The 19,608-nt window shown below is 61.2% G+C and carries 16 protein-coding genes and 1 other RNA gene; 9 read left to right on the forward strand and 8 right to left on the reverse strand.

The window, feature by feature from the left end; all coding sequences use genetic code 11:
* Nucleotides 1-34: 34 nt before the first annotated feature.
* The 5 genes from OOZ53_RS13820 to OOZ53_RS13840 all read right to left on the reverse strand — a co-directional run bounded on the left by OOZ53_RS13820 (nucleotide 35) and on the right by OOZ53_RS13840 (nucleotide 3,769).
* Complete coding sequence (locus OOZ53_RS13820) at nucleotides 35-220, reverse strand: DUF2065 domain-containing protein (protein ID WP_271090194.1); 186 nt, start codon at nucleotides 218-220, stop codon at nucleotides 35-37.
* Nucleotides 221-232: 12 nt separating this feature from the next.
* Nucleotides 233-1,147, reverse strand: a complete 915-nt coding sequence (gene hflC / locus OOZ53_RS13825; RefSeq protein ID WP_271090195.1) for a protease modulator HflC — start codon at nucleotides 1,145-1,147, stop codon at nucleotides 233-235.
* A complete protein-coding gene (gene hflK, locus OOZ53_RS13830) occupies nucleotides 1,147-2,232 on the reverse strand; it encodes an FtsH protease activity modulator HflK (protein ID WP_271090196.1) in 1,086 nt (361 codons plus the stop codon). The genes hflC and hflK overlap by 1 nt, the downstream gene beginning before the upstream one ends.
* A gap of 209 nt (nucleotides 2,233-2,441) precedes the next feature.
* A complete protein-coding gene (locus OOZ53_RS13835) occupies nucleotides 2,442-2,978 on the reverse strand; it encodes a dihydrofolate reductase (protein WP_271090197.1) in 537 nt (178 codons plus the stop codon).
* Nucleotides 2,975-3,769: a thymidylate synthase gene (locus OOZ53_RS13840; protein WP_271090198.1), complete on the reverse strand. Its 795-nt coding sequence runs from the start codon at nucleotides 3,767-3,769 to the stop codon at nucleotides 2,975-2,977. Before OOZ53_RS13840 ends, OOZ53_RS13835 begins: the two co-directional genes overlap by 4 nt.
* Nucleotides 3,770-3,877: 108 nt before the next feature.
* On the opposite strand from OOZ53_RS13840, the gene ssrA reads away from it, so the two are divergent.
* The 4 genes from ssrA (at nucleotide 3,878) to OOZ53_RS13860 (ending at nucleotide 5,313) form a co-directional block, all read left to right on the forward strand.
* Nucleotides 3,878-4,240: a transfer-messenger RNA gene (gene ssrA, locus OOZ53_RS13845) on the forward strand.
* Between the two features lie 92 nt (nucleotides 4,241-4,332).
* Nucleotides 4,333-4,890: an SspB family protein gene (locus tag OOZ53_RS13850; RefSeq protein ID WP_271090199.1), complete on the forward strand. Its 558-nt coding sequence runs from the start codon at nucleotides 4,333-4,335 to the stop codon at nucleotides 4,888-4,890.
* Between the two features lies 1 nt (nucleotide 4,891).
* Nucleotides 4,892-5,098 (forward strand): DUF4169 family protein, encoded by a 207-nt coding sequence (locus tag OOZ53_RS13855; RefSeq protein WP_271090200.1) that lies wholly within the window; start codon nucleotides 4,892-4,894, stop codon nucleotides 5,096-5,098.
* Nucleotides 5,095-5,313: a ribbon-helix-helix domain-containing protein gene (locus tag OOZ53_RS13860; RefSeq protein ID WP_271090201.1), complete on the forward strand. Its 219-nt coding sequence runs from the start codon at nucleotides 5,095-5,097 to the stop codon at nucleotides 5,311-5,313. The genes OOZ53_RS13855 and OOZ53_RS13860 overlap by 4 nt, the downstream gene beginning before the upstream one ends.
* Before the next feature lie 35 nt (nucleotides 5,314-5,348).
* Here OOZ53_RS13860 and OOZ53_RS13865 read toward each other — a convergent pair whose 3' ends face one another.
* Both OOZ53_RS13865 and OOZ53_RS13870 read right to left on the reverse strand, forming a co-directional pair.
* Nucleotides 5,349-9,245: an AsmA family protein gene (locus OOZ53_RS13865; protein ID WP_333780598.1), complete on the reverse strand. Its 3,897-nt coding sequence runs from the start codon at nucleotides 9,243-9,245 to the stop codon at nucleotides 5,349-5,351.
* Between the two features lie 153 nt (nucleotides 9,246-9,398).
* Complete coding sequence (locus OOZ53_RS13870) at nucleotides 9,399-10,811, reverse strand: FAD-binding oxidoreductase (protein ID WP_271090203.1); 1,413 nt, start codon at nucleotides 10,809-10,811, stop codon at nucleotides 9,399-9,401.
* Between the two features lie 120 nt (nucleotides 10,812-10,931).
* Between OOZ53_RS13870 and OOZ53_RS13875 the strand changes: the two genes are divergently transcribed.
* The 3 genes from OOZ53_RS13875 to OOZ53_RS13885 all read left to right on the forward strand — a co-directional run bounded on the left by OOZ53_RS13875 (nucleotide 10,932) and on the right by OOZ53_RS13885 (nucleotide 14,222).
* Nucleotides 10,932-11,411 carry a thioesterase family protein gene (locus OOZ53_RS13875; RefSeq protein WP_271090204.1) on the forward strand — a complete coding sequence of 160 codons (480 nt, stop codon included), beginning with the start codon at nucleotides 10,932-10,934 and terminating at the stop codon, nucleotides 11,409-11,411.
* A gap of 10 nt (nucleotides 11,412-11,421) precedes the next feature.
* The gene (locus OOZ53_RS13880) at nucleotides 11,422-13,059 is read left to right on the forward strand and encodes a chloride channel protein (protein ID WP_271090205.1); all 1,638 of its coding nucleotides are present in this window, start codon (nucleotides 11,422-11,424) and stop codon (nucleotides 13,057-13,059) included.
* Between the two features lie 110 nt (nucleotides 13,060-13,169).
* Nucleotides 13,170-14,222, forward strand: a complete 1,053-nt coding sequence (locus tag OOZ53_RS13885; protein WP_271090207.1) for a serine/threonine protein kinase — start codon at nucleotides 13,170-13,172, stop codon at nucleotides 14,220-14,222.
* 7 nt (nucleotides 14,223-14,229) lie between these two features.
* Here the strand turns inward: OOZ53_RS13885 and OOZ53_RS13890 are convergent, their stop codons facing one another.
* Complete coding sequence (locus tag OOZ53_RS13890) at nucleotides 14,230-14,691, reverse strand: MarR family winged helix-turn-helix transcriptional regulator (RefSeq protein ID WP_271090208.1); 462 nt, start codon at nucleotides 14,689-14,691, stop codon at nucleotides 14,230-14,232.
* Between the two features lie 198 nt (nucleotides 14,692-14,889).
* Between OOZ53_RS13890 and OOZ53_RS13895 the strand changes: the two genes are divergently transcribed.
* Nucleotides 14,890-17,367: an ATP-dependent helicase gene (locus OOZ53_RS13895; protein WP_271090209.1), complete on the forward strand. Its 2,478-nt coding sequence runs from the start codon at nucleotides 14,890-14,892 to the stop codon at nucleotides 17,365-17,367.
* 187 nt (nucleotides 17,368-17,554) lie between these two features.
* A complete protein-coding gene (locus OOZ53_RS13900; protein WP_271090210.1) occupies nucleotides 17,555-19,534 on the forward strand; it encodes a bifunctional 2',3'-cyclic-nucleotide 2'-phosphodiesterase/3'-nucleotidase in 1,980 nt (659 codons plus the stop codon).
* Nucleotides 19,535-19,608 lie beyond the last annotated feature (74 nt).

The following is a 19,608-nucleotide window of genomic DNA, read 5'->3' on the forward strand; positions in this document are numbered from 1 at the left end:
ACTCAAATCTGCGCCAATTGCGCGTGAACGGCGTTTAGCCCCTGATCATCCAGACAAAAAATACGCCAAGACCGACCGCCGCAAGCCCGAATGCCCGCAACTGCCGGTCTGGAATAAGCGGCAACTCCTCGGCCATGCGCCGAATCAACGAAGGGGCCAATGCATAGATCAGCCCCTCGATGACAAAGAACAAGCCGATCGCCACGACAAAATCGCTCATGGCGCGGCGTGCCTATTGCTGAGTGGCGCTCGCCGAACCTTCCGGTATGGTTCCCGCCGCATCCTGGAAGAAGCGGAAGAACTCCGAATTCGGTGAGATCACCATGGTGGTGTCCGTATCGGTCAAGGACTGCCGGTAGGCTTCCATGGAACGGTAGAAGTCAAAGAACGACTCGTCCTTGGTAAAGGCTTCGGCGAAGATACGGTTGCGCTCGGCATCGCCCTCACCACGGGTGATTTCCGAATCGCGCCGTGCTTCCGATTCAAGCTCGACCACCTGCCTGTCGGCGATCGCCCGGATACGCTGGCCGGCTTCACGGCCACGGGCGCGGATCAGCTCGGCCTCGGCCAGACGTTCCGCCTTCATGCGGTCATAGGTCTGTTGCGAGACTTCCTTTGTCAGGTCTGTCCGGCGGATGCGCACGTCCTCGATCGTCAGCCCCAGCGATTCCGCATCGGGCCGCAACTGATCGCGCACCTCCGCCATCATGGCGTTGCGAGCGTCGGAAAGGGCCGCCTCAAAGCCTCTCAGGCCGTAGACTCGCCTGAGCGCCGAATCGAGACGGGTTCTAAGCCGGGACTCGGCCGCGGTGACGTCACCGGAGACTGTTTCCCGGAAGCGTTCCGCATTGGTGATCTTGTAGACCACGAATGCATCCACCTCGTAGAACTTACCGCCGGAAACCTGAACACGGATATCGTCCAGGTCGAAACGGATCGCGCGTTTCTGGATCATCTGAATGTTGTCCGCTTCAATAAAGCCGAAGGGCAGCTTGAAGTAGATTCCCGGCTCCGTCTTGACGGACCGGATTTCACCGAAGCGCAGGACAATCGCCTGCTCACCGGCCTGGACAACGAAGAAGGACGAATAGGCAAGGCCGAGCAGAACAACGACGGCGATGACAATGACGGGAAGACGGTTACCCATTAGTTGGTTCCTCCCTGCGTTGAGGGTCGGTTCAGCTCATTCAGCGGCAGATAGGGAACAACCCCCTGACCCTGATTTTGCTCAACGATAAACTTGTTGGACGTTTTGAAGACATCTTCCATGGTCTCCAGGAACAGGCGCTTGCGCGTCACATCCGGGGCCTTGGAATATTCTTCATAGATGGCGATGAAGCGCTGCGCCTCACCGGTCGCCTCATTGACGACGCGGTCCTTGTAGGCGGCCGCCTCTTCGCGGATCTGTGCGGCTTCACCGCGCGCCTGACCCAGTTTCTGGTTGGAATACTGGTTGGCTTCCTCGACGAAGCGGTCCTCGTCCTGCTCGGCGCGCTGCACTTCGTCAAACGCATCGGCAACTTCGCGCGGCGGTGCGGCGTCCTCGATCGATACGGTATTGATCGAAATGCCGGCGCCATAGGTATCCATGGTCGTCTGGATGATGGTTTTCACGCTGTCGGCGATCGCCTGGCGGTTGTCGCGGAAGACATCCTGGGCAGGACGCCGGCCGACCACCTCGCGCATGGCGCTTTCCGCCACCTGCCGCAATGTGTCCTCGGGATTTTCCACATTGAACAGGTAGTCGCGCGGATTGGTGATGGCGTAAAGCAGCGAAAACTGGACATCGACGATATTCTGGTCGCCCGACAGCATCAGGCCCTGGGTCGCGCCGCGCGCGGAACTGCCGCCGATATTGATCTGCCGCTCGACGATCTGGACCATCTCGACCCGCTCGACCGGCCACCACAGGAAATGCAGGCCCGGCTGCGAGATTTCTTCCTTGGGTTTACCGAATAAAAGCACGACGCCGCGCTGATCCGGCTGGACGGTATAGACCGCCTGGAACAGCCACAGCAGGAACAGGCCCGCTATGATGACACCGATGAAAAGCGGACTGCCGCCACCGCCGCCCGGAAGCGCGTTCTTCAGCTGGTCCTGGCTGCGGCGGATGATTTCTTCGAGATCCGGTGGCGTTCCACCGCCCCCTCCCGTGCGACGCGGTCCGCGCGGCCCCTGCCCCCAGGGACCCTGGTTGTTTCCGCCGCCGCCATTTTGGTTACTCCAGGGCATATAGTCCTCATCGGTTCGTCAGCACAATTTGTTGAATTTTCGGGATTCTTCCCGGACAAATAGGGCTGATCCTTGCAGTTTTCCTGTCTCGCCGCATCGATTTGCACGACCATGGGACAAGGTCAAGGCATATTCCTGTGCGGGCAAGTTGGCCTAATTGGGGTTATAGGTACTAAAGAACCGGCTTTCAACGCGACCGGTGTACGCGGTTACGCACCCATGCGCCTGTAAACCATATAATTCGTGGCGGCGGTGTCCTTGTCGCCGGCCGGAAACGCTTCCTCCGACTCGAGCATCCAGACGTTCGGGTCGAGTTCCGGAAACCGCGTATCGCCCTGCGGCTCGCTGTCGACGCGCGTGTAGTGAATCGTTTGAGCCCCGGCAAGTGCCTGCCGGTATATCTCGCCACCGCCGATCACGCATATTTCCGTTTGCCCGTCGGCCGCCGCCTTTTGACGCGCACGTTCGAACGCCGCATCCAGCGTTGTAAAGACTTCCGCATCGTCTGCCCGAAAAGCCGGATCGCGCGTCACCACGACATTGAGACGACCCGGCAAGGCCTTGCCGATGGACTGATAGGTCTTGCGTCCCATGACAACCGGCTTGCCCATCGTAACGGCCTTGAAACGCTTCAGGTCCGTGGAAAGCCGCCAGGGCATATCACCATCGCGCCCGATGACGCCGTTGCGTGCCACTGCAACCACCAGCGTGACCGTCACCTGGCTGCTGTCAACGAGCCGGTTCATACCGAAACCTTCGCCGCAATGTGCGGATGGGGATCGTAGCCCTCCAGAGAAAAATCCTCGAAGCTGAAAGCAAACAGGTCTTTCACCTGCGGATTGATGCGCATCACCGGCAATGGCCGCGGATCGCGGGTCAGTTGCAACTGCGCCTGCTCGAAATGGTCGGAATACAAATGCGCATCGCCCAGCGTCAGCACGAAATCGCCGGGTTCGAGATCCGCGACCTGCGCGATCATCATCGTCAGAAGCGCATAGGATGCGATGTTGAAGGGCACGCCAAGGAAGATATCGGCGGAGCGCTGGTAGAGCTGGCAGGAAAGCCGTCCCTCGGCGACATAGAACTGGAACAGGCAGTGGCAGGGCGGCAGTGCCATTTCGTCGACCAGCGCCGGGTTCCAGGCGGAAACGACAAGACGCCGCGAATTCGGATTGGTCCGGATTGTTTCAACGGTATTGGCGATCTGGTCGATAGACTTGCCGTCCGGCCCCGGCCACGAACGCCATTGATAACCGTAGACCGGCCCGAGTTCGCCGTTCTCGTCGGCCCATTCGTCCCAGATGGAAACGCCGTTCTCCTTCAGCCAGGCGATATTCGTTTCGCCCCTGAGGAACCACAAGAGTTCTATGATGATGGAGCGCAGATGCAGCTTCTTGGTCGTCAGGACCGGAAAGCCGTCGGCAAGGTCGAAGCGCATCTGGTGGCCGAAGACCGAGCGGGTGCCCGTTCCGGTGCGGTCGCCCCGGTCAACGCCGGTCTCAAGCACCCGTCTCAGAAGATCGTGATATTGCTGCATGCCCTGCTCCCGCACCGATTCGCGCCGGGCAATCATAAGCCCACCCGCCATGAGTCAAAACGGTCTTGTGAGGCAAACCCGTGCGCAGGCGCGACATACATAGCCCGAGACCTTTTCAAACAGGGCGCAAAGCCTTATATCAAAAGGGCTGTTTCGGCAGCTATGGCAATAAACGGAAGATGCAATAAACCCATCGGACCCGGGGGCAGTACCCGGCGCCTCCACCACAAACGGCTGGACCGCTTCAATGAGCCGGTTGTGTTGGGGGCGACACAGGATCGACGAGGGCGTAAAGATCAACTTTTTGCCCGGCATGGTTCCGCCGTTATCGGGCCGACTCAATAGTTGCAAACGACAACTATGCGGAAGCACGTCTCGCCGCTTAATGCGGTGCGACAGCTTCAATTAAACTCCTGACCGGTCGCACGGTCAGGCGGGGTTCGGAGGCACCTGGCAACAGAAGCCTCCACTTTTCTTTTTATGAAGGATATTTTCATTCGTTATATTGAGCGACCAATCGAGGATGTGTATCACGGTACTTGGACAAAAAGCGGAATCTTAAAGTGCAGGATCACATCAGATACGACATACTGGCGCAGGAGGCGTTGCGGGGGGTTATCCGTAAAGTACTGTCGGAAGTCGCCGCGACCGGAAGCCTGCCGGGTGAGCACCATTTCTTCATCACGTTTCTGACCAATGCGCCGGGTGTCCGGATTTCGCCTTATCTGAAGGAGAAATACTCGGAGCAGATGACTATCGTCATCCAGCATCAGTTCTGGGACCTGAAAGTGACCGACAGCTATTTCGAGATCGGCCTTTCCTTCTCCGACAAACCTGAAAAGCTGCACATTCCCTTTGCCGCCATCCGCGGGTTCTACGATCCGTCGGTCAATTTCGAACTCGAGTTCGACACCATGATGGCCGACAATGAGGATCTGCCCGCCGAAACGATCAGCATTGCGGAAACCGAAGAGGACGCGCCCGAGGCCGAAGCGGATACGGAAGCCGGCGATACCACCGCCGCCACCGAAGCGGAGCCCGCCGCGACCGAAGGTGAGGACGGGGATGACAAGTCCGGCGCCGATGTCGTCTCGCTGGATGCCTTCCGCAAGAAGAACTGAATTGTCCGCCGAGATCGTAAATCTGCGCCGTCACCGGAAACGCAAGGCGCGGCAGCAGCGCGAAGAAACGGCAGAGCAGAACCGTATATCCTTCGGACGGACGAAGGCCGAGAAGGCCGCGACGGATGCGCTCAACAAACGCAAGCGGACGGAACACGCACAAAAGCGTCTCGACAGGCCTGGAAAGCCCCAGCGCCCGAAACCATGATCCGTAAACGCTCGGTCACGATCAGGGGCCACCGGACAAGCATTTCATTGGAAGACGAATTCTGGCAGGCGCTGCAAACGATCGCTGGCGCACGCGGCGTTTCCCTGTCCGCACTTATCGCCGAAATTGACGAGAACCGACGCCCCGACGACAATTTGTCTTCCTCCATGCGCCTTTGCGTGCTCGAATGGCTGCGATCCGGCAAGGGGCTGTAGCCGCTAGAGTATCCGTTTTGATCAAGCCGGATACTCTAATTGTTGAGTGCCTCGAAATTCAGCTCGGGCAGCGCCTCGCCGCCGCTTTGAACGCCGCGCTCGGTCGGAACGGGCAGCCGGGTCACGCTGCCGGATGAGGTCCCGCCGGTTGCCTGCTCGCCCGCCTGCCGGACGGCATTTTCAAGCTGTTGCAGGAAATCGTCCTGCGGCGGGCGCGACATCCTGTCGGCGGCGCGCCGCGCGGCGGCGTCGAGCTGGCGTTCCAGCTCCTCCTCCCGCGCTCTCAGGGCCGCTTCCTCGGCTTCCCTTCTTTCATTCTCTTCCGCTTCAAGCCGCGCCAGGCGCTCCTGTTCAATCCGCGTCTGGCGCTCCTGCTCAAGGCGCGCCTCGTCTTCCGTATCGCGCTCGCGCTCAAGCCGCCGCCGCTCCTGTGCGGCGTCCCTGTATGCCTTCTCCTGTTGCTTGGCGAGCAGGGCCTCGCGCCGCATACGCTGATTTTCGAGCACGACGGCCTGGAGGATCTCGACCCTCCGGCGTTCACGCTCGAATGCGCGCAAGGACAGGAAATTGGCAAGTTCGGCGGCATCGATAGTCCTGTCCGGCGCCGCAACCGGGCCCAGAAATGCAAGGCTCAGCGCCGGCGCGGCGCCCGTCAGCGCATTGTCCTCCGGATCGAACTCCACATCAAAGCGCGCATCGATCGCCTCGTCCACAAGATCGATCCGCGCCTCGCCACGCACCGTCGCACCGTCATCGCTCAAAACGATATTGGGCATGCGCACGGTTCCGGCCGCCATGGTGAAGGGCGCGGTAACCGCATCGGCATAGTAGCTGCCGCTCGAAACGACACGATCCGCTAGAACCTTGACATTGTCGCCATCGATTTCGAAGCCTTCATCGTCCGCCGCCGCCAGGATTGGGGCCAGCGATTCATTCTCCAGGCCCGAGAGTTCCAGGCCGCTTGTCTCGATAATGCCGGAACCCGAGAGCGAGGCGACCACTTCCTGAACGGATTTTCCCGCGCCTTCGAAGGAAGCGGAAACCCCGAGCCCGCCGGTCGCAATCGGAAAGCCGCCGCGTTTCCACATAACCGCCCCGAGATCGGCATCGGTCAGTTGCAACTGGCCGGACAGGAGCGCGGTCGAATCGCGATTGGCGAGCGTCAGGGCGCCGGCCAGAGAGCCGCTGAGCCAGTCTGCCCGGAGGTTGCGCCATTGAAGCTCGTTGTCTTTCAACACAAGCTTGCCGGCCCAGTTCGTTGCTTCCGGACCGAAATGCAAAAGCGCCGTCTGTGCGCTTACATCGAGGTCGAACTCCAGATTGTCCTGCAGCGGCGGCAGGAACGATGCCGTTGACCATGCCTCCAGACCCGACAAGGTGGTGCCCGGCCCGACCATCAACTCCGCCAGCCATGCCAGATCCATCTCGGACAGCGCCAGTGAGCCGCTGATATCGGCGCGTTCAGTACCACGCGAAACGGCGATTTCTCCGGAAAACCGGCTTTCACCGACCGTTCCCTCAAGGTTGCCCAATTGGTAGTTTCTTGCGGTGGTTTTCACATCCGTCTGGATTTCGGCTGGCAGCCCGAAGCCGGGATCGATGACATTGATGCCATTCATCGCCAGATAAGGCGTCAGATCATTCGAGGAAAGCTTGAGCTGGAACGCGCCCTGCAGCGCCCGGTCTTCGTCCTGCCAGCCGGTTCCACGTGCCGAAAGCTGCGTATCGGGCGCATCGTAGCCGAGTGAAAAGTCGAGCTGCTTGGATGGTATGCCGTCCAGCCGCATATCCAGTATTGCCGGCCCCGACAGATCCACCGGCAGGCTGTCGACACCGACCTGAGCCAGCAATCTGCGCGGCGCACTGCTGCTCACATCGGCGGTCACGGTCAGTTGCCCGCTGTCGAGCGGCGCGAAAGCATCCGCGCGCTCGACCAGAACATTGAACCGGCTGCCGCCGGAACGTCCCCGGATACGCGAGGACAGGGATGTGCGATCGCTCCCGAGCGGCGCGAATTGCGCCTGCACGTCAATGGTCGTTTCACCGAACAGGGCGGCATTGTCGCGCAGGTGATCGAGCACCGGATGCGCGCCGCCAAGGTTCGACAACAGCGTGAAGAGCGGTCTGCTGTTTTCAGTCAGTACGCTGAGGTCGATGTCGCCCACAGGCGAAGTAAAAACCTTCTCCAGCCGTCCGACACCCGAGACCGATGCGCCGGCCAGGTCGTTGACGGTCAGGCGGTCGATATCGAGCGTTCCGCCCTTCAACCGCAACGACAGATCGGCATCATTGGCCGTCACGCCGGAAGCCAGAAACCGGCCGGCACTCAGCCGGGCGCTCACATCGTGGCCGGCCAGCCGGCTCTCCTGATCGTCACCGACGATCACGCCGGTGAACGCCCGCAGCGCGTCGACATCCACCTCGTCGCCCTCGAGGATCAGCGAAAGCGACGGACGGCCCTGTATCGGAACGACCCGCTCGAGCCTGCCCTTGAGAATGGCTGCTCCGACCGCGATCTCCAACTCATCGAAACGCTGAAGCTGCGTCGACAGATCGACCTTGGCGGAAAGACCGGCCGCCTCCAGCCGGCGGATGGCGGGATCAACGCTGTCTGTCAGCCAGGAAGCAAAGCCCGAGGGCTGGTTCGAGGCGACGATGACCTCGCCGGAAAATCCGAAATCGGCGCCGACACCGAGCCGCCCCGACGCCAGGAACTGGGTCCGGCCAGGCAACTTGGCCTCCATCCGGCCTATCTTCCAGGCTGTCCCGTCAGGTGTGGCCTCGACGAGGACATCGCGCACCGTGGTGTCGCCGGCCAGGATGGCAGGAAGCGCTACGGCAACCCTTCCCGGCATCTGCGGCACCGGAGCCAGCGACAGCAATCTGCGAAGTCCTGCAAGCCTTTCGCCAAGCGAAAGCGAACCGGTCGCCGCCTGATCGTCGTTCTGGCCGCCGTTCATGCGCGCGAGGTTGAGCTGCTGACCATCCGCGATCAGCAGGAATTCGGGATTGCGGCCGGTATCGAAGGTGGCCTCTCCGGACACGATATACGGATCGTTGGGCGGCCCGGTCTCCAGCCTGTAATCCTCGATCCTCAGCCGCTCATTGTTGAGCTCAAAGACACCGACGGCGCGCGCATAGATCGGGCGTCTGCCGGTTTTTGCCGTCGTGCCGTTCTCAGCCTGCATCTTTGCCGGATCGAGCGCGCGGACCTCGAAGGTGCCCTTGTATTGAGGTTTCAGATCCTCGATCCGCAGGTCGCCCTCCAGATCGACCGAGACGGGCAGCGCCTCGGGAAGCACGCGGGCCTTCAGCCTGATCCGGTCTTCCTCGGTCCGCGCGCCGGTTGTCAGCGAGAAACCGCTCCGGTAGCCGTCGATCTCGGCGTCACCCTCCATGTTCCAAGGACCCGTGACAGATTTCGCCGACATCTGCATGTTGAGGTCTCTGACCCAATGTTCACGGCCATTCTGCTCATCGAGGACCAGCGCCTCGCCGCCGCTGACGGTGATGCTCTCGAAGGTCAGCGAATCCTCCGGAAGGCTTTTCTGGCTGCGCAGCGCCCAGTCCAGTTCGCCGGTCGGAGAAAGCCGGACAATCGCCTTGGGGTTTTCGATGTGCATGTCGAAGATGCGTATTTCACCGCTCAGGAACGGCGCCAGTTCCGCATCCATCGAGAAACGGTCGATGGTCATCATCGGCCGGCCGTCCTTGCTCTCGCCGACGACGACATTGTCGAAACTCACCGAAGGGAACGGCAGAATCCGTGCATCGGCCTCACCGAGCACCTGGACTTTCTGGCCAAGGATGCGGCCCGCCTCGCGCTCGAATTCCTGTCGATAGCTGGACCAGTCAACGAAATAGGGTCCGATCAGCGCCGCAAAAAGCACCAGTACCAGCAGACCACCGAAGAAGACGAACAGACGAACCAGGGTTCACAACCTCTCACAGACGCAAGACACGCCGACAGATCTGAAACCCCGGAACCGGCATTGCTCCGCCCGAGGGCTGCGGCTTGCAACATACTATACGCCTAATTCAGCCGCGTCATGACAAATTGATGGCATAGGCGGCGAATTGACTGACTACCGGGGAGGAAAAATCTTTCCCGGATTCATGATGTTGCCGGGATCAAGCGCGGCCTTGATCCGGCGCATCGGATGCATGGCACCGTCGAGTTCCCTCTTCAGTATCGATTTCTTGCCCTGTCCGATCCCGTGTTCGCCGGTGCATGTGCCTTCCATCGACAAGGCCCGCGCGGAGAGCCGTTCGGCAAAGGCCTCAGCCTTGCCGATTTCATCGCTGTTGTTCTGATCGATCAACAGAAGCACGTGAAAATTGCCATCGCCCACATGTCCGACAATCGGAGCGATCAGCCCGGTTTCGGCGATATCGTCTTGCGTTTCTCGGATACACTCCCCGAGCCTGGAGATCGGAACGCAAACATCCGTCGTGATGCCGTTGGCGCCAGGGCGCAGTTGCAATCCGGACCAGTAGGCGTTGTGACGGGCTTTCCACAACCTGTTGCGTTCCTCCTGCTCGGAGGCCCACATGAAGTCGCCGCCGCCGAACTCGGCCGCGATCTCGCCGAACAGTTCCGCCTGCTCGGCCGCATAGGCGTCGGTGCCGTGGAATTCGACGAACAGGGCCGGCGTTTCCGGATAATCCAGCCCGGAATGGGCGTTTGTCGCACGCATGGAAAGCGCGTCGAGCAGTTCGATACGGGCAACCGGAATGCCCATCTGGATGGTCATGATGACCGTGTTGACCGCGTCATCGACGGTCGGAAACGGGCACACGCCGGCTGTAATCGCCTGCGGAATGCCATAGAGACGCAGCGTGACCGAAGTAATCACGCCAAGCGTTCCTTCCGAGCCGACAAAGAGCCGGGTAAGATCATAGCCGGCCGAGGACTTCTTGGCCCGGCTTCCCGTCGTGATCTCCTGTCCGTCGGCCGTTACCACGGTCAGCGACAACACATTGTCCTTCATCGTCCCGTAACGCACGGCATTGGTGCCCGATGCCCTTGTCGCGGTCATGCCGCCGATCGATGCGTTTGCGCCCGGATCGATGGGGAAGAAAAGACCGGTATCGCGCAAATGCACGTTGAGGTCCTCGCGCGTTATGCCGGGCTCGACAACGCAGTCGAGATCCTCGGCATTGACCCGAAGGACGCGGTTCATGTTCACCATGTCGATACTGATGCCGCCGCTTGGCGCATTCAATTGACCTTCGAGCGAACTTCCGGCACCGAACGGTATGATCGGCACCTTGTGATCGGCGCAAATGCGCACAATGTCCTTCACCTCGTCCGCCGACTGCGGAAACACGACCGCATCGGGCTGTTGGTTCGGAAGATAGGTGGTGGTGTGTCCATGCTGCTCGCGCATGGATGCACCGGTGTTCAGTCGTTCCCCGAAACGCTGTTTGAGAACGCCGATCGCGGCCGCAATACCTTCTTCGTTTCTTTCACCCGCGATGACGTCGGCCAGACTCATATGCCCATTACTCCTTGTTTGTTCAGCTCTCTTTCATTCTTTGGGCGCAGGATGCCCCTTGTGGCTGCAGATTGAAAGAGTCATGTTGCCCGAATATAGCGTGTGTTGAGGGAGATTGGCATGGCACAGGCAGCGCCGTTCACGGCGCCGGCGGCGGAAATCGAGCCATCCTGGATCGATTATAACGGCCATTTGAACATGGCCTATTACAATGTGCTGTTCGACAGATGCGCCGACCACGTCTTTGCGGAAATCGGTCTGACGGAAAACTACGTCAAGGATCGCGGCCTCAGTTTCTACGTTGCCGAAGTGCATGTGTGTTACCTGCGCGAACTTCATCTCGGTGCCAGTGTAACGGCCACTTTCCAGCTTCTGGACTGCGACGAGAAGCGGCTTCATGCCTATAGCGAGCTCATCCACGAAGACGGCTGGGTGGCCGCCACATCGGAAGCCCTCTACCTGCATATCGATGCCTCCGGCCCCAAGGTCGCGCCGATCCCCGAACCCATGGCCTCGAAGGTCGCGGCAATGCGCCGCGCGCACGCCGATATCCCCTATCCGGAACGAGCCGGGCGCAGAATAAAGATCAACAAGAAATAGCCCGCAAACCATGCTTCCTGATTTCATCAGAACCCTTCCACACCATTTGCGTCAATGGGTTACGCCGAATATCAGAAGCTTTGTGGGAGAACGCCAGCCACGGCTGTGGTGGCTTTCGCTGGCCATCGGGATCGCCGTCACGGCCGCCGCCATCCTGTTTCGCGAAATGATCGGCGCTGTTCAGCTTCTATGGCTGCAGGACAGCAGCGAGCGGGTCATTTCAGCCGCCCGCAACACGCCCTGGTATCTGATCTTTCTCGCGCCCATCGTCGGCGGCCTCGTCGTCGGCATCCTGCTGCAGACGTTGATGCCCCAGCGCCGCACGCTTTCCGTCGCCGACGTCATCGAGGCGCGGGCGCTGACCGGACGCAAACTCGGTCTGCGCGACGGGCTCAGCTCGGCCCTGATCACCGTGATATCGCTCGGATCGGGCGCCAGCGCCGGCCGCGAGGGGCCGGTGATTCATCTCGGCGCCACCATCGCCAACCACACGGCGCGGCGCACCGGCCTGCCCGAATGGTCGAAACGCACCCTGCTCGGCGCAGGCGTGGCGGCGGCGATCTCGGCGAGCTTCAACGCGCCCCTCGCCGGCGTACTCTTCGCCCATGAGGTCATTCTCGGCCACTTTGCGCTGCGGGCTTTTGTGCCCATCGTCATTGCCTCAAGCGGCGCTGCCGTCATCTCGCGCGGCTGGTTCGGCGAATCCGCCGCCTTCGTCGTGCCCGAATACCACGTCTCCTCCTATTGGGAATTCCCCGGTTTCGCACTGCTCGGCCTGGTTTCGGCGATCGTCGCGATCGCCTTTCAGTTCTCGCTGTTCTCTGCCGACTTCCTGGCCCGCAAAGTCACCATGCCGCTATGGCTGAGACCGGTGCTGGGTGGTGTCGCCATCGGCGGCATGGGCGTTTTCCTTCCGCACATACTGGGTGTCGGCTATGAAGCGACCGATCTTGCCCTTTGGGGCCGCCTGCCACTCATCTTGATGCTTGTGCTGATCGTCGCCAAGACGCTGGCAACGGCGATCACGCTTGCCTCGCGTTTCGGTGGCGGGATCTTCTCGCCCGCGCTTTATCTGGGCGCCATGACCGGCGGCGCATACGGCATCGTTGCCGCCAACGTGTTTCCCGATCTCGCCTCCAGCCAGGCGCTCTACTCAATTCTCGGCATGGGCGCCGTCGCCGGCGCCGTGCTTGGCGCCCCGATCTCGACCACTCTGATCGTCTTCGAACTGACCGGCGGCTACGAGTTGTCCATTGCGCTGTTGCTCACCGTCGCCATCGCCTATGGCGTGACGCAGGCGATCCACGGCCATTCCTATTTCCAGTGGCAGCTTGAAATGCGCGGCCTCTTCGTTCAGGCCGGTCCGCACAGGGCAGTGATGAGCAGCGCCCGCGTGATGGATTTCATGACCGCAACCAATCCGGACGACCCGAAAGAGGCCCATGATCCGGAGCGGGGCGTTCCCAGCCTGCGCCCCACCGACACGCTGGAAAAAGCGCTACGAACCTTCGATTCCGGTGGTCATCCACGCCTGCCGGTGGTCGACGAGGTCGAAGGCAAGACCATTGTCGGCTGGGCCGAACAGGTCAAGGCCCTCGCCTATTTCAACAAGCGGCTGATCGCAGCCTCCGAGGAAGAGCACTGCTAGAACAGTTTTTGACTTCAGCCGGAACCTGCCCCTGCGAAGGCGATTTGCGCTTTCCATTGCGCAGCAGTGATTGATCGCTTAGAGCATTGCGGAATCCACAAGAGGTTCCAATGGCGGAATTTGTTTCAGATACGGTTTTCAAGCGCGATGTGTTTTCCGAAACACGCGCCGGCCACTTTGCCGACCGGCCGGAGATACGCGTCGCGCGCCGCATCGTCACCGCCTCGCCCCTTTGGTCGCGCCCGCTCGCCTGGTTCCTGGCAAAGCGCGAAATAAAGGCGCTTCGCGCCGTTGCCGGCATCGAGGGCACGCCGGACATCATCGAAGTGGATGCCGATGGCCTGTTCCGTTCCTGGACGGATGGCACCCCGTTGCATCTGGCGCGCCCGCAATCGCCTGTCTGGTACACGGATGCGCGCCGCCTGCTGCGGGACATGCGCCGGCGCGGCATTACCCATAACGATCTGGCCAAGCCGCAGAACTGGCTGATGCTGGCCGACGGAAAGGCCGCCGTCATCGACTTCCAGCTTGCCTCCTGCCACCGCCGCAAGGGCCGCCTTTACCGCATCATGGCCTATGAGGACCTGCGCCACTGCATCAAGCAGAAGCGGTCCTTCGCCCCGCATCTCTTGACGGCAACCGAACAGCGCATCCTGGCGCGCAAATCGCTGCCGTCGCGCATATGGATGGCCACCGGCAAGAAGATCTACAATTTGATCACCCGAGGGATATTTTCCTGGTCGGACGGCGAAGGAACCGGCGACCGGATCGACCGCGAAGGACCGGCCATCTTGAAGGCGCTGAATGAAAATGCGGCGGTCTCGGCGGCCGCTTTGGCGCTTTATCCGCTGCCGCGCAAGGGCGTCGGCATCTATGCCTTCGTCGAGACGAAACTGAAGACGCTCGATCTGGCGGGGTTCAACGAGGCCGTCGCCGCCATCAACAAGGACGCCCTGATCGATCTGGCGCAGCCGGTCGGCCATCTGCCGCGCCGCGAGGGCGGCGAAATACGCGACGACATTCTCCGCCTTGTCGCCATGAACCAGATCACCGAACTTGATGATGTGCTGACGCGCGAACCGGAACTCGCCGAAATCGTGCGACCGATCATCGACGGGCGGCTCAACTGGACAGACAGGCGCATATCGCGGTTGGAGAAGTAGCCGCGGTTCAGCCAGGTCTTCCCGCTTCGGCATCAAGATAGCCGCGGATACGCTCTAGCAGCGGCAGGATCTCGATCATGTCGGGCGCGGAAATGGTCCGGGCCAGTTCGAGCAAAGGCGGCACCAGCGCCTCGATCCCGTCTCTGTGCGCCGCACGGCCGGATGCCGTCAGTCCGACGCGCTTTGACCTTCGGTCGGCGCTGACCGTGACATAGCCCCGTTCTTCCAGACGCCGGACCGTATTTGAGATGGCGCCGCGCGTGACATTCATCGCCAGCGCCAGTTCCCCCATGGTCGGCCGCCCGTCGTTGCGTGCCAGGAAATCGAGCACATTGAAATGCGGCTGCTTGAGCTCGTCCGGCAGCGCCCGCTCAACAAGCCGGTCTGCGCTTTGTGAAACAGCCGCCAGCTCCCGAAAGAAACGGAAGATCGCATTGTCAAAACCCGACGGGTCAGTTGATCTCTCCAACGGCCTGTTCCCGAATTGAACGGCGAAGGCAGGAGCCGCTGCGAATCGACCGCTGCCTTCCCCAATTATAGGCGCTGAAGCCGGTAACGGCAGACCTTGGAGCCCAATCCGGACCAATTCGAACGATTCAGGAACAAAACCGCCTGCACAGCGCATTGGTTGCTGGCCTTTCACAGCCGAATCACTACATTGGAGGGGATGGTCAGCCCGGACGAAGACATACCGTTTTTCGGCGACAGCGACAGTTCCGCCCCGACAGCTCCGGCGGGCGGCGGCATTGCCGCGCGTGCCATGGCCGCACGCAACAGGCAGACGGGTCCGGCAAGCTATCTGGAGGGCCTCAATCCGGAGCAGATACGCGCCGTCGAGACAATCGACGGACCGGTACTCGTCCTTGCCGGCGCCGGCACCGGGAAAACGCGGGTTCTGACAACCCGCATTGCCCACATCCTTGCGACCGGCAAGGCCTATCCCAGCCAGATCCTCGCCGTCACCTTCACCAACAAGGCGGCCCGCGAGATGAAGGAGCGCATCGGCGTCCTGGTCGGCGGCGCCGTCGAGGGCATGCCGTGGCTCGGAACGTTCCACTCCATCGGTGTCCGGCTCCTTCGGCGCCATGCCGAGCTGGTCGGTCTGCGATCCGATTTCACCATCCTCGATACGGACGATCAGATCCGGCTCATCAAGCAGTTGATTCAGGCCGAAGGGCTTGACGACAAGCGCTGGCCCGGCCGCCAGTTTGCCATGATGATCGACGGCTGGAAGAACAAGGGCTTCGGCCCCGCCGAGATCCCGGAGGGTGATGCACGGTCGTTCGCCAACGGCAAGGGACGCGAACTCTTCGAGGCCTATCAGAACCGCCTGAAGACCCTCAACGCCTGCGATTTCGGAGACCTCTTGTGTCACCCGATCCGCATCTTCAGGAATCATCCGGATATCCTGAAGGAGTATCACGACAAGTTCCGCTACATCCTTGTCGACGAGTATCAGGACACCAACACCGCGCAATATATGTGGCTGCGGCTGATCGCCCAGGGATCGCACAATGTGTGCTGCGTCGGCGATGACGACCAGTCGATCTATGGCTGGCGCGGCGCCGAGGTCGACAACATCCTGCGCTTCGAGAAGGACTTTCCCGGTGCCGTCGTTATCCGCCTCGAGCGCAATTACCGCTCGACCGCGCACATATTGGGCGCCGCATCACATCTGATCTCGCACAATGAAGGCCGGCTAGGCAAAACCCTGTTCACCGACCAGGCAGACGACGATCATGAGAAGGTCATGGTCCATGCGGCATGGGATTCGGAAGAAGAAGCCCGCGCCGTCGGCGAGGAGATCGAGCAGCTGCAGCGCCGCGATCACCGGCTCAACGACATGGCGATCCTGGTGCGCGCCTCCTTCCAGATGCGCGAATTCGAGGACCGCTTCGTCACGCTCGGCCTGAACTACCGGGTCATTGGCGGCCCGCGCTTTTACGAGCGCCTCGAGATCCGCGACGCCATGGCCTATTTCCGTGTCGTGTGCCAGCCGGCCGACGATCTTGCCTTCGAGCGCATTGTCAACACGCCCAAGCGCGGCCTCGGAGAAGCGGCCGTGCGCCAATTGCACGATTACGCCCGCGCCCGCGGCCTGCCGCTGCTGAAAGCGGCTTCCGATCTCGTCATGACCGAGGAGATGAAGCCGCGCCCTCGCAAGGCCCTCACGGACGTGGTCGAGAATTTCCAGCGCTGGTCGTCGCTGCTGGAGAACACGCCGCACACCGAGCTCGCCGAGCAGATCCTGGAGGACAGCGGCTATACCGCCATGTGGCAGAACGACAAGTCGGCGGATGCGCCGGGCCGGCTCGACAACCTCAAGGAACTGATCCGTTCCATGGAGGATTTCGAATCCATGCGCGGCTTCCTCGAACATGTCAGCCTCGTCATGGACGCCGAGCAGAACGAGGATCTCGACGCCGTCTCGATCATGACGCTGCACTCGGCCAAGGGACTCGAATTCGAGACGATCTTCCTTCCCGGATGGGAGGAAGGCCTGTTTCCCCACCAGCGGGCGCTCGACGAGGGCGGAAGGTCCGGGCTGGAAGAGGAGCGCCGGCTCGCCTATGTCGGCCTCACCCGTGCCAAGGTCAACTGTCACATCTGGTTCGTTTCCAACCGCCGAATCCACGGCCTTTGGCAATCCACCATTCCCTCGCGCTTTCTCGACGAACTGCCCTCCGAACACGCCGATGTCGCCGAGCCCGACACCTCCTACGGCGGATACGGAGCGACGGCTGTCGGCGGCGGCTATGGCGCCTCACGCTTTGACGAGGCCGAACCCTTCTCCGGCAGCTACAACACGCCCGGCTGGCGCCGCGCCCAGGCCAACCGCAACGACGCGACGCGTCAGAACTGGGGCACGCGGTCCGGCCACGCGGTCGAGCGTATCGGCTATGGAGAAACCGACTCCGGCTATGGCGCCGGCCGCGGCTCCGTCAAGGCCAAGACCATCGAAGGCGAACTCGTCGCCCGCTCTGTCGCGGATGAACCCTCGGCTTTCTCCGTCGGCGACCGGGTGTTCCACCTGAAGTTCGGCAACGGCAACATCGCATCGATCGACGGCAACAAGCTGACGATCGATTTCGACAAGGCCGGCCAGAAGCGCGTGCTCGATAATTACGTCGAAAAGAAGAAATAACGGCGCGGGCCGACGGGCCCTGTACCATTCCGGGGATAAGCCGATCTTTGTCACAAAAATGCGGTGATTGTGGACGCATAGTTTGCGGCGGACTACACTGTCCCATTCGGCAAATTCTAATGTCAGGCGAATCCGGAACCGCACACCGCGTGCGGTCGCTTCCGGATTGCCGCAAGGGAGAACTTCCATGACAATACGATCATTCGACCAGCTCAACCGCCGCCAGTTCCTCGCCGGAACGGCAGCCGTCGGCTCGCTCGCACTGCTTCATCCCTTCTCGGCCTTCGCCTCCGGCAACCAGGCGCATCTGCGCCTGATGGAAACGACCGACCTGCATGTACACGTCTTCCCTTACGACTATTATGGCGACAGGCCGTCGGATGCCGTCGGGCTTTCCCGCACCGCGACACTGATCCGCAAATTCCGCGACGAGGCGACAAACTCGTTGCTCGTCGACAATGGCGACTTCCTGCAGGGCAACCCGATGGGCGACTATATCGCCTATGAGCGGGGCATGAAGGAAGGCGACATGCACCCGATCGTCCAGGCCATGAACACCATCGGCTTCGACGCTTCGACCCTTGGCAACCATGAGTTCAACTACGGCCTCGACTTCCTCTTCAAGACGCTCAACGGCGCCGATTTCCCGGTCGTGTCCGCGAATGTCACCAAGGGCATGCTTGCCTCCAACCCGCGCGACGACGAGTTGTTCCTCAAGCCCTACGTCATCGTCGACAAGACGATCACCGACGGCAACGGCAACCAGCACCCGATCCGCATCGGCCTGATCGGCTTCGTGCCGCCTCAGATCATGAACTGGGACCGCCGCCACCTCGAAGGCAAGGCCAATGCCCGCGACATCATCGATGCCGCCAATGCATGGGTACCGGAAATGAAGGAGGCCGGCGCCGACATCGTCGTCGCGTTGTCGCACTCGGGCATCGATGCGAATGACCGTAGCGACGGCATGGAAAACGCGTCGCTGCATCTCGGCAATGTCGACGGCATCGACGCCATCCTCACCGGCCACCACCACCTGGTTTTCCCGGGTCCGAAATATGCCGACATGGCCGGTGTCGACGCCGAAAAGGGCACGCTCTTCGGCACGCCGGCAGCGATGGGCGGATTCTGGGGATCGCATCTCGGCATTATCGACCTGATGCTGGAGCGCGGTGGCAATGAATGGAAAGTGGTCGGCTTCACCACCTCCGCACCGTCCATCTTCGAGCGCGACGGCCGCAAGGTTATTCCGATCGTCCAGGATCAACAGGATGTCCTCGATTCCGTTTCCAGGGAGCACGACGAGACGCTTGCCTATGTGCGCCGCGCCGTCGGCAAGACCTCGGCGCCGCTGCACTCCTATTTCGCGCTCGTCGCTGACGATCCGTCGGTCCAGATCGTCAGCCAGGCGCAGACCTGGTACATCGACCAGATGATGAAAGGCACCGAGTGGGAAGGTCTTCCGATCCTCTCGGCGGCCGCGCCCTTCAAGGCCGGCGGCCGTGGCGGTCCCGAATACTATACGGACGTCGCTCCCGGCGATGTGGCCATCAAGAACGTTTCAGACCTTTATCTCTATCCGAACACCGTGCGGGCCGTCGCCATCAGCGGCGCGCAGGTCAAGGACTGGCTGGAGCGCTCCGCCGGTATCTTCAACCAGGTCGAGGCCGGCAAGAAGGACCAGGCCCTCATCAACAACGAATTCCCGTCTTACAATTTCGACGTTATCGACGGCGTCACCTACAAGATCGACCTGACCCAGCCGTCGAAATACGATCCGAAGGGCGAACTGCTCGATGCCAATGCCAATCGCATCGTGGACTTGAAGTATAATGGCGAACCGATTGATCCGGATCAGAAATTCGTTGTCGCAACCAACAATTACCGCGCTGGCGGCGGCGGCAATTTCCCGGATATCAATGACGAAGTGGTGATCTTCATAGGACCGGACACCAACCGCGACGTGATCGTCCGCTACATCGTCGATCAGGGCACGATCAACCCGTCCGCCGACAGCAACTGGTCCTTCAAGCCGATCGACGGCGCCACCGTCATCTTCGAGACCGGACCGAAGGCCAAGGACTTCATGAAGGACGTGCGCGACGTCAACATCGAAGCCGCCGGCGAGGGCGAAGAGGGCTTCGCCAAGTACCGCATCAATATGTAATTGCGGCCTGTTCGAAAAAGCACAACAAGGAAGGCGTCGTCCTGCCGGGCGGCGCCTTTTTGTCCAAAACCCGC

Origin of the sequence: Allohoeflea poritis (assembly GCF_027889715.1) — a bacterium.
Classification (GTDB): domain Bacteria; phylum Pseudomonadota; class Alphaproteobacteria; order Rhizobiales; family Rhizobiaceae; genus Hoeflea_A; species Hoeflea_A poritis.